The organism is Synechococcus sp. CBW1004 (assembly GCF_015840715.1).
Classification (GTDB): Bacteria; Cyanobacteriota; Cyanobacteriia; order PCC-6307; family Cyanobiaceae; genus Cyanobium.
Window position 1 is genome coordinate 1,949,221 of record NZ_CP060397.1, and the last position, 13,966, is coordinate 1,963,186.

Annotated in this window: 15 protein-coding genes and 1 tRNA gene; 8 read left to right on the forward strand and 8 right to left on the reverse strand. The window is 70.2% G+C overall.

Features of this window, described 5'->3' with window-relative positions:
• Positions 1-145 precede the first annotated feature (145 nt).
• Entirely contained in the window at positions 146-1,411 is a 1,266-nt protein-coding gene (locus H8F25_RS09300) for a hypothetical protein (RefSeq protein WP_197210178.1), read from the reverse strand.
• A 219-nt stretch (positions 1,412-1,630) separates the two neighbouring features.
• Positions 1,631-1,702: transfer RNA gene (locus tag H8F25_RS09305), tRNA-Val, on the reverse strand.
• Positions 1,703-1,911: 209 nt separating this feature from the next.
• Here H8F25_RS09305 and H8F25_RS09310 point away from each other — a divergent pair.
• Together H8F25_RS09310 and mazG are read left to right on the forward strand one after the other, a co-directional pair.
• Positions 1,912-2,436, forward strand: coding sequence for a metal-binding protein (locus H8F25_RS09310; protein ID WP_197210179.1), 525 nt, complete (start codon positions 1,912-1,914; stop codon positions 2,434-2,436).
• Positions 2,437-2,472: 36 nt separating this feature from the next.
• Positions 2,473-3,450 (forward strand): nucleoside triphosphate pyrophosphohydrolase, encoded by a 978-nt coding sequence (mazG, locus tag H8F25_RS09315; RefSeq protein ID WP_197210180.1) that lies wholly within the window; start codon positions 2,473-2,475, stop codon positions 3,448-3,450.
• A 32-nt stretch (positions 3,451-3,482) separates the two neighbouring features.
• On the opposite strand, the gene H8F25_RS09320 is transcribed toward mazG, so the two are convergent.
• Positions 3,483-4,256: a carbonic anhydrase gene (locus H8F25_RS09320; RefSeq protein ID WP_197210181.1), complete on the reverse strand. Its 774-nt coding sequence runs from the start codon at positions 4,254-4,256 to the stop codon at positions 3,483-3,485.
• A 99-nt stretch (positions 4,257-4,355) separates the two neighbouring features.
• Between H8F25_RS09320 and H8F25_RS09325 the strand changes: the two genes are divergently transcribed.
• A complete protein-coding gene (locus H8F25_RS09325) occupies positions 4,356-4,535 on the forward strand; it encodes a hypothetical protein (protein ID WP_197210182.1) in 180 nt (59 codons plus the stop codon).
• On the opposite strand, the gene arfB is transcribed toward H8F25_RS09325, so the two are convergent.
• Positions 4,517-4,981 (reverse strand): alternative ribosome rescue aminoacyl-tRNA hydrolase ArfB, encoded by a 465-nt coding sequence (gene arfB, locus H8F25_RS09330; RefSeq protein WP_197210183.1) that lies wholly within the window; start codon positions 4,979-4,981, stop codon positions 4,517-4,519. The two genes, H8F25_RS09325 and arfB, sit on opposite strands and share 19 nt — an antisense overlap.
• 89 nt (positions 4,982-5,070) lie before the next feature.
• Here arfB and speE point away from each other — a divergent pair, with 89 nt between their 5' ends.
• Both speE and speB read left to right on the forward strand, forming a co-directional pair.
• Positions 5,071-5,937, forward strand: coding sequence for a polyamine aminopropyltransferase (gene speE / locus H8F25_RS09335; protein WP_197210184.1), 867 nt, complete (start codon positions 5,071-5,073; stop codon positions 5,935-5,937).
• A 70-nt stretch (positions 5,938-6,007) separates the two neighbouring features.
• Complete coding sequence (gene speB, locus H8F25_RS09340) at positions 6,008-6,904, forward strand: agmatinase (protein ID WP_197210185.1); 897 nt, start codon at positions 6,008-6,010, stop codon at positions 6,902-6,904.
• Between the two features lie 8 nt (positions 6,905-6,912).
• Here speB and H8F25_RS09345 read toward each other — a convergent pair whose 3' ends face one another.
• Together H8F25_RS09345 and H8F25_RS09350 are read right to left on the reverse strand one after the other, a co-directional pair.
• Entirely contained in the window at positions 6,913-7,293 is a 381-nt protein-coding gene (locus H8F25_RS09345; protein ID WP_231596723.1) for a Crp/Fnr family transcriptional regulator, read from the reverse strand.
• A gap of 145 nt (positions 7,294-7,438) precedes the next feature.
• A complete protein-coding gene (locus H8F25_RS09350; protein WP_197210186.1) occupies positions 7,439-7,684 on the reverse strand; it encodes a hypothetical protein in 246 nt (81 codons plus the stop codon).
• 462 nt (positions 7,685-8,146) lie between these two features.
• Here H8F25_RS09350 and gcvT point away from each other — a divergent pair, with 462 nt between their 5' ends.
• The 3 genes from gcvT (at position 8,147) to H8F25_RS09365 (ending at position 12,989) form a co-directional block, all read left to right on the forward strand.
• Positions 8,147-9,304: a glycine cleavage system aminomethyltransferase GcvT gene (gcvT, locus tag H8F25_RS09355; RefSeq protein ID WP_197210187.1), complete on the forward strand. Its 1,158-nt coding sequence runs from the start codon at positions 8,147-8,149 to the stop codon at positions 9,302-9,304.
• Between the two features lie 574 nt (positions 9,305-9,878).
• Positions 9,879-11,705 carry an aspartate--tRNA ligase gene (gene aspS, locus H8F25_RS09360; protein ID WP_197210188.1) on the forward strand — a complete coding sequence of 609 codons (1,827 nt, stop codon included), beginning with the start codon at positions 9,879-9,881 and terminating at the stop codon, positions 11,703-11,705.
• Positions 11,706-12,026: 321 nt separating this feature from the next.
• Positions 12,027-12,989 carry an RNA polymerase sigma factor, RpoD/SigA family gene (locus H8F25_RS09365; RefSeq protein WP_231596724.1) on the forward strand — a complete coding sequence of 321 codons (963 nt, stop codon included), beginning with the start codon at positions 12,027-12,029 and terminating at the stop codon, positions 12,987-12,989.
• Positions 12,990-13,159: 170 nt separating this feature from the next.
• Here H8F25_RS09365 and H8F25_RS09370 read toward each other — a convergent pair whose 3' ends face one another.
• Together H8F25_RS09370 and H8F25_RS09375 are read right to left on the reverse strand one after the other, a co-directional pair.
• Entirely contained in the window at positions 13,160-13,396 is a 237-nt protein-coding gene (locus H8F25_RS09370; protein WP_197210190.1) for a type II toxin-antitoxin system HicB family antitoxin, read from the reverse strand.
• 30 nt (positions 13,397-13,426) lie between these two features.
• Complete coding sequence (locus tag H8F25_RS09375) at positions 13,427-13,624, reverse strand: type II toxin-antitoxin system HicB family antitoxin (protein ID WP_197210191.1); 198 nt, start codon at positions 13,622-13,624, stop codon at positions 13,427-13,429.
• Positions 13,625-13,966 lie beyond the last annotated feature (342 nt).

Below are 13,966 nucleotides of genomic sequence, written 5' to 3' on the forward strand. Positions count from 1 at the left end.
GCCTGTTTAGCAGCGCACGAAAGCCTGACGTGTTCAGCAGGGGGGGCAATCATCACAGGGGAGCCCCGGTGAGCCGTCTTGAAGCCGCAGTCTCCAAGTTGTCCCTGGGCGGTCAGGCCGCCGGCAACTACCATCCCCGGCCTGATCACCCATCAGCACTTGCCAGCTCTCGGGCAAGCCTCTGGATGCCTCTCTGCACTGAGGTATCAACAACCTCATCATCAACCCATGCGCCGTAGTGCGCGTGATGGGTCTGAAGGCTGTGTCGCATTAGCGCTGCCGTCACTCGGGGAGTGAGGTCGTACAGCTCATGGGCCCGCAGGGCATAGCCGTGGCGGAAGCTGTACGCGCTCAGCTTCCCTCCCTGCGCGGCAACCTCGGATTTCAGGGATTGCCAGACGGGCCGGCGGCTCAAATAAGTGCGCACCGACTGGGCTGCATCGCCATCAATCAGCCCCAGCGGCGGTAGATCCACCAGCCCGGACTCAAGCAATCTCAGAAGCCGCAGGCTCTCACCCTGCAGGCCCTCGGGGTCGAGGCCGATGACATCCCCCGGCTTTGTGTTGCCCCGTGCCGTGCGCTTGCGGTAGGCAACGTGCAGCTTGTCACCATTGACTCGGATGTGGCCCAGCTCTACGGGGCGTAGGCCGAAGCATGCCATCAATCCCACTGCCAGTCGCCATCGAGGATCCGGGATGCCCTCCAGGAGCCGCATGAGTTGGTGATCCTTGATCGGTGTGGCCCCTTGTTGGGCCACCTCCTGTGTGGCCTGACCCACAAACGGACCCAGGTCTTGTGGAGGCAACCAGCGCTCTGGCGCCCCGAGCTCGTTGACCGCGTACAGCAGCAGTTGGCTGGTGTACTGCATGCGCAGCTTCCGGCCTCGGCTCCCCGGTTCACCGCCGTAGCGATCACGTAAGGCGGCCAACAGCGCCCGCCCATCCCTTGGCACAGGTCTGGTGGCCATGGCCTTCAGGACCTGGCTCATCACGGGGCCATACATGGCGTCCCAGGTGCGCGATTTCACCGCCCCGGTATCGGCGACCTTGTGCTTCTGGAAGCGAACTACCAGCAGTTGCCAGTCGAGACGCCCCGCCCGGCTGCGATCAGTCCCACGCAGGAGGGCGTAGGCCTCGGCCAGCCCCAGGCGCTGGCTCTCCATGCGGCTGCGGATCTCCGGCAGCAGGCCCAGCACCTCGGAGATCGCCTCTGGGTTCCAGGGGCAGTCGAGGGTGATGCTGCTGCGGCTGCCGTCTTCGTAGCGATGGGTGAGCTGCACCTTGCCGCTCTTCTCGCGGACGCTCCAGCCGAAGCCGTGTTCCTGCTTGATCGCCTCACGGAGTGTCAGAACCCACCGTGGCGCCCGTTCTGCGCCCTTCCTTTCCCCTGCTGCTGCAAGGGATCTGGCCACTTTCGGGGCAGGTTCTGCGCCCGATGGGGCCTTGGAGCCCGACGCTTGAGCCATGGTGCCTCCCAGGCAGGCAGACGGTTTTCAGCCGTTTCCGGCCGCTCCAGTCTGCGTGTCCTGGGCGCAGAAATGGGCGCAGAATCGCCACAACGTGCTCCGTCATGCTGATGCGTCCTCTGGGGCGCAACGCCAAAACCCTTGTCCTGGCTTGGTTTTTTGAGATGCCCGCTGCCGGGTTCGAACCAGCGACATCCTGCTTGTAAGGCAGGCGCTCTACCGCTGAGCTAAGCGGGCGGTGCGGGCATTCTGACGGGCGATGGTTGTTCTGCGGGCGATGGCAGTGCCGTGGTGCTGCTCTGTCGTGGAGCCGTCCTGCCCGGGATCTTCACGTCTGAGAGGGGCAACAGCGCCAGGAGCCATGGCCTGGTGGGCACTGGCGTTCCCCTGCAGGCCCACCGCGGGCCCACTGCAGCCGTCACACTCGCTGCAGCCGCCGCCGCCGCATGGCCTCCGGGCGCTCCCACGACCGTGCCACCTGGCTGCTGGCCCTGCCCTTCGGCGCCCTGTGGTGGCCGTGGCTGGGCCTCACGGGCATGGCGGTGGCCAGCGTCAGCTTTCTGGTGGGAGGCCTGCTGCTCTCGCCCGATCTCGACACCCGCTCCAATCCCGCGCACCGCTGGGGCCCGCTGCGGTGGCTGTGGTGGCCCTACCGCAGCCTCTTGTCGCATCGCTCCCTGGTCTCCCACACGCCGCTGATCGGCACCGCCGGCCGGCTTCTGTATCTGGGCCTGGTGCTTCTGGGTCTGTGCCTGATCGGCCGCCCGCTGGGCACCCCGCCTCCCGGCCGCCTGCTTGCGGCCCTGCAGGCGCTCTGGATCGCTCAGCCAGCCCTGCTGATCACGGCCCTGGTGGGCGTGGAGGCCAGCGCCTGGCTGCATCTGATTCAGGACGGCGACCCGCTGCCGCGCACTCCGCGCCTGCTGCGGCCCCTGCTGCGCCGCCCTGGACGTCACCGGCGGCGGCGGTGAGAAGGTGGGCCCCAGTCCCGTTGCGTGGCGGTCGCCATGTCCCAGCCCCAGCCCCAGGGCGGCGTTTCCTCCGTCTCGGCTGAGCAGGCAGCGCCGGCCAGTCTCGCGGCTCTGGCCGAGCTGATTGCGGTGGTCGACCGCCTGCGTGATCCCGACGGCGGCTGCCCCTGGGATCTGGAGCAGACGCATGCCTCGCTGGTGCCCTATGTGCTCGAGGAGGCCCACGAGGTGGCCGACGCGATCCGCCATGGCGATGACCGGCACCTGGCCGAGGAGCTGGGAGACCTGTTGCTGCAGGTGGTGCTGCATGCCCGCATCGCCAGCGAGGAGGGGCGCTTCGATCTGGAGACGATCGCCGCCGGCATCACAGGCAAGCTGATCCGCCGCCATCCCCATGTGTTCGCCGGTGCCGAGGCCGCGGACAGCGCAGCGGTGCGGCGCAGCTGGGAGGCGATCAAGGCCGCCGAGCGGTCGGAGCGGACCGCCGGCTCCGACCCGGCGGGCAGCAGCGGCGGCGAGGGCTCCTCGGAGGGGGGCTCGCCCGGGACTGTCAGCACGCCCCCCGCCAGCGCGCTCAGTGATCAGCTGGCCCGCAAGGTGCGCGGCCAGCCCCCGCTGGCCGGTGCCATGACCATCTCCCGCAAGGCCGCTGCCGCCGGCTTCGAGTGGGACGCCATGGCCGGCGTCTGGCAGAAGGTGCACGAGGAGCTCGATGAGCTCAAGGAGGCGGTGGCCAGCGGCGATCGGGCCCACGCCCAGGAGGAGCTCGGCGATGTGCTGTTCACCCTGGTGAACGTCGCCCGCTGGTGCGGCATCGATCCGGAGGAGGGCCTGGCGGGCACCAACCGTCGCTTCCTCGCTCGCTTCTCCCGCGTCGAGGCGGCCCTGGGCGGCGACCTGCAGGGCCGCAGCATCCGCGAACTGGAGGGGCTGTGGCAGCAGGCCAAGGCCGCGATCCGGGCGGAGGCGGCATCCGGCGTTGGCAGCCCGGCGGGGGAGGCACCAGGGGCATGAGCCGGATGGGAGGGGCGTGGATCCGCCTATCCCTACAGGATCCGCACCCGGCCGCTGCCCAGGTCCAGCGCGGCGGCTTCGATCCGCAGCTGACCTGCCGTCACGGCTCCGGCCAGCAGGGCGCTCTCCTGCGGCAGGGCGGCGGCGCAGGCCCTGGCGTTGGCCTCGATCGCCGCCTGCAGATCCATCCCCGGCTTCAGGCAGGCCCGGATCGGCTCCACCAGTTCCTGCAGCAGCGGCGTCAGCGGCCCGTCGCCCATCGCCGCGGTGACGGCACCGCAACCGCTGTGGCCCAGCACCAGGATCAGCGGCACATCCAGCTCCGCCACGGCGTACTCCAGCGAGGCGATGCCGGCGTGGAAGGCGGTGTTGCCGGCGCTGCGCACATCGAACAGTTCTCCCGGGCCCACATCGAACAGCCACTCGGGGGAGACGCGTGAATCGGCGCAGGTGAGCACCGCCGCCCAGGGCCTCTGACCGCGCGCCAGGGCGGCCGGATCGCTCTGGCAGTTGCGGCGCCACAGGGCCGCGAAGCGCCCCATCCGCGCCCGCGGATCGAGGTTGCCGCTGGTGCTTTGCCACACCTGGGCGAAACGTGCGTTGCCCGCCAGCAGGGCCTGCAGCGGATCGCCGCCCGGGTGGCAGGCGCTCAGGCTCCTGGCCAGCTGCTCGGCCTCCGCTTCAGAGGTCTGCGCAGTGGTCTCCGCCGCATCGGCCTCCCCCACGGCGCCGCCCAGGGTGAGGGCTGTCAGGCCCAGTCCGGCGACGCCCTCCAGCAGCAGGCGTCGGGAGAGGGGATGGGGCATCGGTGGCCCTCCGCGCCGGGGGCGTCCAGGGTGGTGCTCCCGGTCTAGACAGGCCAGCGCCCCAGCACACGGGGCAGGCCGTGACCACCGAATGGCGTGATGGCATTGAACCGCCTCATCGATGCGATGACGACGCTGATGCTGGCGGAGCACGACGCCGAGACACGCTTCCGCCTGCGCGCTGCGCGCGGGGCGGGGCGCCGGCAGCGGGCCCTGGAGGTGCTCGATCAGGCCGCCCAGGGTGGCGATCAGTCTTCTGTTCAGTCCTCAGGTGGCTGAATCCGACCGCCGCGCTGGCGTTTCACCTCGCCCCGCTGCTTCTTGGCCGCCAGGCGCCGCTGCACGGAGCCGCGAGTGGGCCGGGTCGCCCGTCTTGGCGGTGGGGGCGGTTTCAGTGCCTCCTGCAGCAGGGCCACCAGGCGCCGCTGGGCGGCGACGCGGTTCTGCCACTGGGAGCGGTGCTCGCTGGCGGTGATCACCACGCAGCCCTCCAGCAGCTGCCCCTCCAGGCGTGCCAGCGCCCGTGCCCTGTGCAGCGGCGAGAGGGCCTCGCTGGCGGCCAGATCGAAGATCAGCTCGACCCGCGAGTCGGTGGTGTTGACGTTCTGGCCGCCGGGGCCCGAGGAGCGCGAGAAGCGCCAGCGCAGCTCCGCCGCCGGCAGGCGCACGGGCGATCGCCCCGCCACCGGCACCTGCAGATCCGCTGGAGACGCGCCATCGGCCATGGCCTGAGCCTGTCACGGCCAGGCCCAGCCGCCGTGACGGAGCGCACACCGGCCATGCGCAAATCTGGAGGCAGCAACCGCCGCGCCCGATGGCCGACAGCAGCAAGCCCGCCCCCACCCCTGGTTGGATCGATGAGGTCTTCGACGGCGTGCGCTACGGCCTGGCCGGCCGCGTCATCGCCGAGGCCGATTCACCCTTCCAGCGGGTGACGATCATCGAGAGCGAGCGCTACGGCAAGGGCCTGCTGCTCGACGGCTGCTGGATGACCGCCGAGCGCCAGGAGCGGCACTACCACGAGGCGATCGTGCATCCGGCCCTGTGCGGCGCCGCGAACATCGAGCGGGTGCTGGTGATCGGCGGCGGCGACGGCGGCACCGCCCGCGAGTGCCTGCGCCACAGCGGCGTGACGCACCTCGACATGGTGGAGATCGATGGCCTGGTGGTGGAGTGGAGCCAGCAGCACCTGCCCGCGATCGGCGGCGGTTGCTGGAGCGATCCGCGCTTCCATCTGACGGTGGGCGACGGCATCGCCTGGGCGGCCGAGGCGGTGACGGCCAGCTACGACGTGGTGATCGTGGACGGCTCCGATCCGGCGGGGCCGGCCGAGGGCCTGTTCAACCGCGCCTTCTTCGAGAACTGCCGGCGCATCCTGCGGCCGGGCGGGGTGTTCGCCACCCAGAGCGAATCGCCCGAGGCCTTCCGCCAGGTGCACCTCGACACCGTGACGCTGCTGCGCGAGGTGTTCGGCCACGCCGATCCGCTCTACGGCTGGGTGCCGATGTATCCCAGCGGCTGGTGGAGCTGGACCTTCGCCTCTGTCGACGGTCCCCGCTATCTGAAGCCCGACCCTGACCGGGCCGATGCGGTGGCCGGCGGCTGCGAGATCTGGAGCCCCCGCTGGCAGCGAGGCGCCTTCGACGCCATCCCCGCCGCGATCGAGCGCGCCCTGGGCTGAGCGCGGGCCTGCAGCCCTCGCCGGCACGCCGCCCGTCATCGCCGTCGTCGCCAGCGGGCAGATTGGAGGGATGAGCAACACCTCCAGCCCGGTCGCCGGCCCCCTCGACAGTGACCTGTTCGACACCGACGGCGCCATCTACATGGGCAGCCGCCGCGATCCGGCGGGCTGCACGGTCGGCCTGTTCGGCGTGCCCTACGACGGCACTACCTCCTTCCGCCCCGGCACGCGCTTCGGGCCGCAGGCGATCCGCGAGGTGAGCAGCGGCCTGGAGACCTACTGCCCTCAGCTGGATCTCGATCTGGAGGATCTGGCCTTCGCCGACCTGGGTGCCGTCGACATCCCCTTCGGAGCGCCCGAGCCGGTGCTCAGCGCGGTGCGGCGGGCCACGGCCTCGGTGCTGGCCCTGGGGCTGCGTCCGCTGATGCTGGGGGGGGAGCACTCGATCAGTTCCGGTGCCGTCGGCGCGGTGGCTGAGCGCTGGCCGGATCTGGTGCTGGTGCAGCTCGATGCCCATGCCGACCTCCGTGAGGAATGGCTGGGGGCCCGCCACAGCCACGCCTGCGCCATGCGCCGCTGCCTGGAGGTGCTGCCCAGCCAGCGGCTGCTGCAGATCGCCATCCGCAGCGGCACCCGGCCGGAGTTCACGGAGCTGCGCAGCACGGGCCGGCTGGTGGCGATCGAGCAGATGGCCGAGGCGCTGAGGCCCCTGCGCGGCCAGCCCCTGTATCTCACCGTTGATCTCGACTGGTTCGACCCGGCCGTGATGCCCGGTACCGGCACCCCCGAACCCGGGGGCTTCCTCTGGCGTGATTTCGCCGTGCTGGTGGATGAGCTGCGCCACCACCACCTGGTGGGCGCTGACGTGGTGGAGCTGGCGCCGCAGCTCGATCCCACGGGCGTCAGTTCCGTGCTGGCCGCCAAGGTGACCCGCAGCCTGTTGCTGCTGCTGGGCCACGGCGCCTGAGCGCCGGCTCAGTAGCAGCAGGTGCCGCTGGTGCGCTGTTCGCGCAGGCGCTCGTGCTGCTGGCCGATCAGCAGGATCGCCAGGGTGGGGTGGTTGTGCACCAGGTTGAGGAAGCGCAGGCGATCGAGCCGCAGCACCTCCACCGGCGTGAGGGCGACGGCGTCGCTGTGATGCATGCCCTGGTGCCAGACGATGTCCCGGAAGCTGAACAGCTCGCCGGGGCGGTAGCAGGTCTTCACGTCCTGATCGCCCTGGAGCTCGACGATCCCCCGTCTGACGCCGTAGATGGCGCTGGCCAGGGCGCCGCGCTGAAACACCCGGGCGCCGGTGGGCAGGGTGAAGGTCTCGCAGTCAGCCTGTGCCGCCATCAGCTCGATGGGGGCGGTCATCGTCGGGGTCGCAACCAAGATCCGTCACCTCCCTGGGTCAACAGCCGCTCTGAGGGCTGGGGCTGCAAGCTATACAACCGGACAGGCCCGTCTGCCTGTCAGAAAAGGCAAAGACGGGCCGATGGTCACGAATTCTAGATTGGCTTCAGATTTCCGGCAGGACGGCCGAGAGGCTGAGCTGCTGATTGGAGGGAGGGTTGGCCTCCAGGCTGGCCCGACCTCCAGGGCCGACCAGCGGCAGCCGGGGCTGCCGGGCCATCCAGTGATGGCACCAGAGATCGCCCGCCAGTTCCGGATGCATCGCCAGCTGACGCAGCTGGCACCAGCCCGACTGGGTCCCGTTCGGGGGGACGCAGTGGCGGCAGCTGCGGCAGCAGGGGCGGTTCGGCATCCCGGGGCAGAGGTCTCCCAGATCAAGGTGCAGGAACCGTAGACAGGCGGAACCGTTGTGAGAAGTGTGGTTGCCGAATCTGCGGGCTTTCTTCCCCCATCCGCAGGGAATCGGTAGGCGCCTGGGGCCTCCCGGCCCGGCTAGATCGCCATCGGGCCGTATCGGTCCGCATCGGGCCGGGCGGATCCAGGCCCCTTCGCGGCGACGGCGGTCGCCATCGGCCGTCGCGACGCGGCTGGGGTCCACGTCGGGCTGCGATCCCCTCGTCCCATCCGCCGTGTCGGGCTGCCGGAGCGTGCTGCCGTACCGCCGCAACGCCCCTTCCCTTCCTGGCGTCCGGCTGTGGAGGGGCGCCAGGACATCAGGTGCCAGCGTGCGTGCGGGGAAGGCGGCCGGCCGCGGCCGTCGGGCGTTCCCTGGCTGGGGCTCCATAGGATCCGCCCACCCACGCTCCAAGGCGCCATGGCCGATCCGTCCACCGGTGCGTCCAGCGCCCTGCTGCGCACCCCGCTGACGGAGGCGGCGCGGCTGGCCGGCGGCCGGCTGGTGCCCTTCGCGGGCTGGGAGATGCCCGTCCAGTTCGCCGGCCTGGTGCAGGAGCACCAGGCGGTGCGGCAGCGCTGCGGTGTCTTCGACATCTCCCACATGGGGGTGCTGCGTCTGCGCGGGCAGGCGGTGAAGGATGCTCTGCAGGCGCTGGTGCCCAGCGACCTGTTCCGCATCGGCCCCGGCGAGGCCTGCTACACGGTGCTGCTCAACGACCAGGGCGGCATCCGCGACGACCTGATCGTTTACGACCGCGGCCGCATCGAGGCGCCGCTGGGCCCCTGCGACGAGGTGCTGCTGGTGATCAACGCCGCCTGCGCCGAGGCCGACACCGCCTGGTTGCGCAGCCAGCTGGAGCCGGCTGGCATCACGGTCGACGACCGTAAAGAGGATGGTGTGCTGCTGGCCCTGCAGGGCCCGGAGGCCGCCGCCCAGCTGCAGGCGCTCAGCGGCGCCGATCTGGCCGGCCTGCCTCGCTTCGGCCACCGCGATCTGGTGCTGGCCGGTGAGGCCACAGGAGCCGCCGCCGGAGCCACCGCCTTCGTGGCGCGCACCGGCTACACCGGTGAGGACGGCTTCGAGCTGCTGCTCAAGCGCGACGCCGGCCTGGCGCTGTGGCAGCAGCTGCTGGAGCGGGGCGTGGAAGCCTGCGGTCTCGGCGCCCGCGACACCCTGCGGCTGGAGGCGGCGATGCACCTCTACGGCCAGGACATGGACAGCGCCACCACACCGCTGGAGGCGGGCCTGGGCTGGCTGGTGCACCTGGAGATGCCGGTCGATTTCATCGGCCGCGACGTGCTGGAGCGGCAGACCGCAGGCGGCGTGCAGAAACGTCTGGTGGGCCTGAAGCTGCAGGGGCGCGCCATCGCCCGCCACGGCTATCCGGTGCTGCATGGCGGAGCCGTGGTGGGCGAGATCACCAGCGGCACCTGGTCGCCGACGCTGGCCGAGGCCATCGCCCTGGCCTATGTGCCGGCGCCACTGGCGAAGCTGGGCACCGAGCTGGCGGTGCAGATCCGCGGCCGCGAGGAGCCGGCCGTGGTGGTGAAGCGGCCCTTCTACCGGCGAGGCTGAGGCCAGCCACGGCGCGTGACCGTCGCGGCTGAGGGGCAGGCTGCGCGTCCTCCGGGCTCCCCCCTGCTCCGCTGACGTCCCGATCGGGGCTGTGGGGCGCGCGAGTGGGTCCGCCTTGAGCAGGGATCCGCTCCCCGCAGGGGGCTGCCGGTCCGCCTCGCCTTCCGGGATGGCCGCGGCGGATCGTCAGCCGGTCGGTGGCCTGCCGCGCAGGTCGCCGTCAGCGGGTCGCTGACGCTGGCTGAGCCGATCGCCCCGGTCTGCGTGCCGGTGGTGCAGGCCAGCGCGTCGCGACTCCTGGCTGGTGCGGATCGCTCGCACCGGGCTCTCCAGCAACGCGCTCCGCCACGTGGACGTCTCGTCCTGTCCCAGCGTCGTGGCGTGCAGCCGGTGCCGACCCTGCCGGGAGCGAGGGAGGCGCCAGACTCAGGTCCCACAGGGCCTGTCCTGCCGGGACCATGGCCCGATCAGATCGCGCGGGTGTGGCTGGGCCGCCATCCCTGCCCTGCCTCCTGCGTCGCCGGGTGCTGCTGCGGCGCCATGGGAAAATCCGCGGTTCCCCAGAGAGTTCACGATGCGCAGCCACGGGTGCGGCGACCTGCGAGCCGACCATGCCGGCCAGGAGGTGCAGCTCTGCGGCTGGGTGGACCGGCGCCGCGACCACGGCGGCGTGATCTTCATCGACCTGCGCGACCGCAGCGGCACGGTGCAGATCACCGTCGATCCCGACCTGGGGGCCGAGGCCTTCGCGGTGGCCGAGCACCTGCGCAATGAGACGGTGCTGCAGGTGAGCGGCAAGGTGCGGCCGAGACCGCCGGAATCGCTGAATGAGCGGCTGGCCACCGGCGCCATCGAGGTGCTGGCCGCCGGGATCACCGTGCTCAACGAGGTGAAGGCCAACCTGCCCTTCCCGGTGTCGGTGCACGACGAGGAGAACACCCGCGAGGAGCTGCGCCTCCGCTACCGCTACCTCGACCTGCGCCGCGAGCGCATGGCCCGCAACCTGCGCCTGCGCCACGCCGCCGTGCGCGCGATCCGCTCGGTGCTCGAAAGCGAGGGCTTCCTGGAGGTGGAAACCCCCGTGCTCACCCGCTCCACCCCCGAAGGCGCCCGGGACTATCTGGTGCCCAGCCGGGTGTGCGGTGGCGAATGGTTCGCCCTGCCCCAGTCGCCCCAGCTGTTCAAGCAGCTGCTGATGGTGGGCGGCATCGAGCGCTATTACCAGATCGCCCGCTGCTTCCGTGACGAAGACCTCAGGGCCGATCGCCAGCCGGAGTTCACCCAGCTGGACATGGAGATGAGCTTCCTGGATCAGGAGCAGATCCTGGCCCTCAACGAGAAGCTCATCAGCGCCGTGTGGCAGCAGGTGAAGGGCGTCACGCTGCCCACCCCCTTCCCGCGCATCACCTGGCATGACGCCATGGAGCGCTACGGCACCGACCGGCCCGACACCCGCTACGGCATGGAGCTGGTGAACGTGTCGGACCTGGTGGCCGACATGGGCTTCAAGGTGTTCTCCGGCGCCGTGGCGGCGGGCGGTTCGGTGAAGGTGCTGCCGGTGCCCGGCGGCAACGAGGCGCTGAGCAATGTGCGCATCAAGCCCGGCGGTGATGTGTTCGGTGAGGCCCAGAAGGCGGGGGCCGGCGGCCTGGCCTTCATCCGCGTGCGCGAGAACGGCGAGATCGACACGATCGGTGCCATCAAGGACAACCTCTCCGAGGAGAAGAAGGCGGAGCTGCTGCAGCGCACCGGCGCGGTACCCGGCACCCTGCTGCTGTTCGGCGCCGGCGACACCGCCACGGTGAACAAGGCGCTCGATCGGGTGCGTCAGTTCCTGGCCCGTGAGCTCGGCCTGGTGCCGGCCGATCGCGACAACGACATCTGGAACTTCCTCTGGGTGGTCGATTTCCCGATGTTCGAGTTCAACGCCGACGAGAACCGCCTCGAGGCGCTGCATCACCCCTTCTGCGCCCCCAACACCGGCGATCTCGGCGACGACCCCGAGCGCTGGGCCGAGACCCTGCCCACGGCCCGCGCCCAGGCCTACGACCTGGTGCTCAACGGTCTGGAGCTCGGCGGCGGTTCGCTGCGCATTCACGATTCGGCCCTGCAGCGCCAGGTGCTGCAGACGATCGGCCTGCCCCTGGAGGAGGCCAACGCCCAGTTCGGCTTCCTGATGGAGGCCCTCGATCTGGGAGCGCCGCCCCACGGCGGCATCGCCTACGGCCTCGATCGCATGGTGATGCTGCTCTCCGGCGAGGAGTCGATCCGCGACACGATCGCCTTCCCCAAGACCCAGCAGGCCCGCTGCCTGCTCACCGGCGCCCCCGGTGGGGTCTCAGGCAAGCAGCTCGAGGAGCTGCATGTGGCCAGCACCTGGAAGGACGAGGAGGAGGGCTGAGGGGGGACACCTCGCTTCGTCTCGCCTGGGGCTGCGATCGCCCTGTGCGGCCGTCCTCGCTTGCTGTGCGATCAGCCCGAGCAGCGGAGCCTGTCGTCAACGCCCCCGGACGTGGGGCTCATGGTGACCGTTGACGCCTCGGCGCGGGATGGTGCGGATTGTCTTCAGCTTCCGCCCCCGGCACGCCCTCGGCAAGGGCTGATCCCGTGCTGGTCGCGGCCGTGCAGGTCAGTCGCGCCTGGAATCCGGAAGCAAACCCCGCGATCACGCCGCCCTGGGTTGCAGCAGTCTCAGGCTTGGATTGATCGCCGCCGAGGCCCCGTGTCGCATTCCCCCTCCACCGACCCGGTTCGCCTGTATCTGCAGGACATCGGCCGGGTGGAGCGCCTCAGCGAGGAGGAGGAGCTCACCCTGGCGCGGCTGGTGCAGGGGCGTGAACGGCTGCTGGCCCTGCGCCCCCCGCTGGCGAACGGGGCCCAGGCGCAGGACCGGGATCGCTGGGCGGAAGCGGCAGGTCTGAGCCCCGCCGCCCTGCGGCTGGCGCTGCACCGCGGCCGCCGCGCCAAGGAGCGGATGATCCAGGCCAACCTGCGGCTGGTGGTGGCGGTGGCCAAGAAGTACCAGCAGCGCGGCCTGGAGCTGCTGGATCTGGTGCAGGAGGGCACCCTGGGCCTGGAGAAGGGGGTGGAGCGCTTCGATCCCACCCGCGGTTTCCGCTTCAGCACCTATGCCTACTGGTGGATCCGCCAGGGCATCACCCGCGCCCTGGCCAGCCAGAGCCGCACCATCCGCCTGCCGGTGCATGTCACCGAGAAGCTCAACCGCATCCGCCGCCTGCAGCGGGAGCTCTCCCATCAGCTCGGCCGCAGCCCCACCGTCGCCGAGGTGGCGGCGGGGCTCGGCCTCAGCGAGGAGGCGGTGCGCCAGACCCTGCAGCGACAGCCGCGGCCGGTGTCGCTGGATGCACGCGTCGGCCGCGGCCAGGACACCGACCTGGGGGATCTGCTGGAGGATCCCCACGCCACGCCGGAGCAGTGCCTGACGCGTGAGCAGCTGCATGAGGATCTCCAGCAGCTGCTGGATGAGCTCAGCGGCCGTGAGGCGCTGGTGATCCGACAGCGCTTCGGCCTCGAGGACGACATCCCGCGCACCCTCACCGAGATCGGTGAACGGCTGCATCTATCGCGCGAACGGGTGCGTCAGATTGAGTCGCGCGCCCTGCTGAAGCTGCGCCAGCCCCGTCACCGCAGCCGCGTGCGGGATTATCTGTTCAGCGGCGATTGAGAGGAGCGATTGAAGGGGTGATCCGTAACGGCGTCAGGTCACGGTAGAGGGTGCTGGAGGGGAAGAGGGCTTCGCTGTTGTTGCGATTGGCTCGGCTGCTTCCCTGCACTGGAAGTTAACTTGCGCCGAGACTGGCGAGAATCTTGCGTGCAAGCGGTTCCTTGATTTCATTATGCCTGGGAACCGCTTCCTTCGATCCGCAGGGGCATGCGCACGGCATCCGGTGGCAGGCCGCGGCTGATGTCAGCTTCACGATCTTCAAGCAGAAGTTCGATCGCAGCCTGAAGATCCTGCCTGGCTTCCTCGATCGATTCCCCCTGACCGTTGGCACCGGGAATTTCCAGGCAGATAGCCCAGAAGCCACCCTCCGGAGCAGGCTCGATCACGGCTGTCAATTCCCCCTTCATCACATTCGCTCCTTTTGTCTTGATGTGATCTTAGGTGTCATTCGCGTCATGGGCATGCGCGGCGGGGAACTCCTCCAGATAGAGCGTGGTTGCCTCGCGCAGGTTGGAGAGGGCTTCCTCAATGGTGTCGCCTTGGCTCGCGGTGCCGACCTCCGGGCACTCCGCCACGTAGACCTCGTCTTCCCGGTAGAGGATCGCCGTGAGGCGCTGGGGGGTGGCGGTCGTCATGGTCGCCGGGCTGGTAAGCCCACCAGTCTGGCGGGTCTCACACCGCCAACGCCACGTGTTGCCCAGCAACAGCCCATGCCAGGCAACAGCGTGACAGCCACGCCGCCGGAATCGCCCGCTCCAGCCGCCAGCGAATCGCCACGGTCCGACGAATAAGACCCGCTCGCGCGGTGGCACTCGTAGCTGGTCAACACCAGACACTCAAACGGCTCCGTAATCCCTGCAGATCGCTTCCCTCCTTGCGGTGACCAGCTGCATGGAAGCCTGCGGCTTCGCGCACAAACACCAGCACTTGGGAGCCGCGGCAGGCGTGGTGGATGGTGTGCTGCCGGTGGCGGAGGC

Excerpts from the sequence above, each read along its gene's own strand:
- H8F25_RS09310 (WP_197210179.1), top strand. The coding sequence starts at position 1,912 with ATGGCCTCCGGGCGCTCCCACGACCGTGCCACCTGGCTGCTGGCCCTG.
- H8F25_RS09345 (WP_231596723.1), bottom strand. The coding sequence starts at position 7,293 with ATGACCGCCCCCATCGAGCTGATGGCGGCACAGGCTGACTGCGAGACC.
- mazG (WP_197210180.1), top strand. The coding sequence starts at position 2,473 with ATGTCCCAGCCCCAGCCCCAGGGCGGCGTTTCCTCCGTCTCGGCTGAG.
- aspS (WP_197210188.1), top strand. The coding sequence starts at position 9,879 with ATGCGCAGCCACGGGTGCGGCGACCTGCGAGCCGACCATGCCGGCCAG.
- H8F25_RS09350 (WP_197210186.1), bottom strand. The coding sequence starts at position 7,684 with ATGCCGAACCGCCCCTGCTGCCGCAGCTGCCGCCACTGCGTCCCCCCG.
- speE (WP_197210184.1), top strand. The coding sequence starts at position 5,071 with ATGGCCGACAGCAGCAAGCCCGCCCCCACCCCTGGTTGGATCGATGAG.
- arfB (WP_197210183.1), bottom strand. The coding sequence starts at position 4,981 with ATGGCCGATGGCGCGTCTCCAGCGGATCTGCAGGTGCCGGTGGCGGGG.
- H8F25_RS09320 (WP_197210181.1), bottom strand. The coding sequence starts at position 4,256 with ATGCCCCATCCCCTCTCCCGACGCCTGCTGCTGGAGGGCGTCGCCGGA.
- speB (WP_197210185.1), top strand. The coding sequence starts at position 6,008 with ATGAGCAACACCTCCAGCCCGGTCGCCGGCCCCCTCGACAGTGACCTG.
- H8F25_RS09375 (WP_197210191.1), bottom strand. The coding sequence starts at position 13,624 with ATGACGACCGCCACCCCCCAGCGCCTCACGGCGATCCTCTACCGGGAA.
- H8F25_RS09370 (WP_197210190.1), bottom strand. The coding sequence starts at position 13,396 with ATGAAGGGGGAATTGACAGCCGTGATCGAGCCTGCTCCGGAGGGTGGC.
- gcvT (WP_197210187.1), top strand. The coding sequence starts at position 8,147 with ATGGCCGATCCGTCCACCGGTGCGTCCAGCGCCCTGCTGCGCACCCCG.
- H8F25_RS09325 (WP_197210182.1), top strand. The coding sequence starts at position 4,356 with ATGGCATTGAACCGCCTCATCGATGCGATGACGACGCTGATGCTGGCG.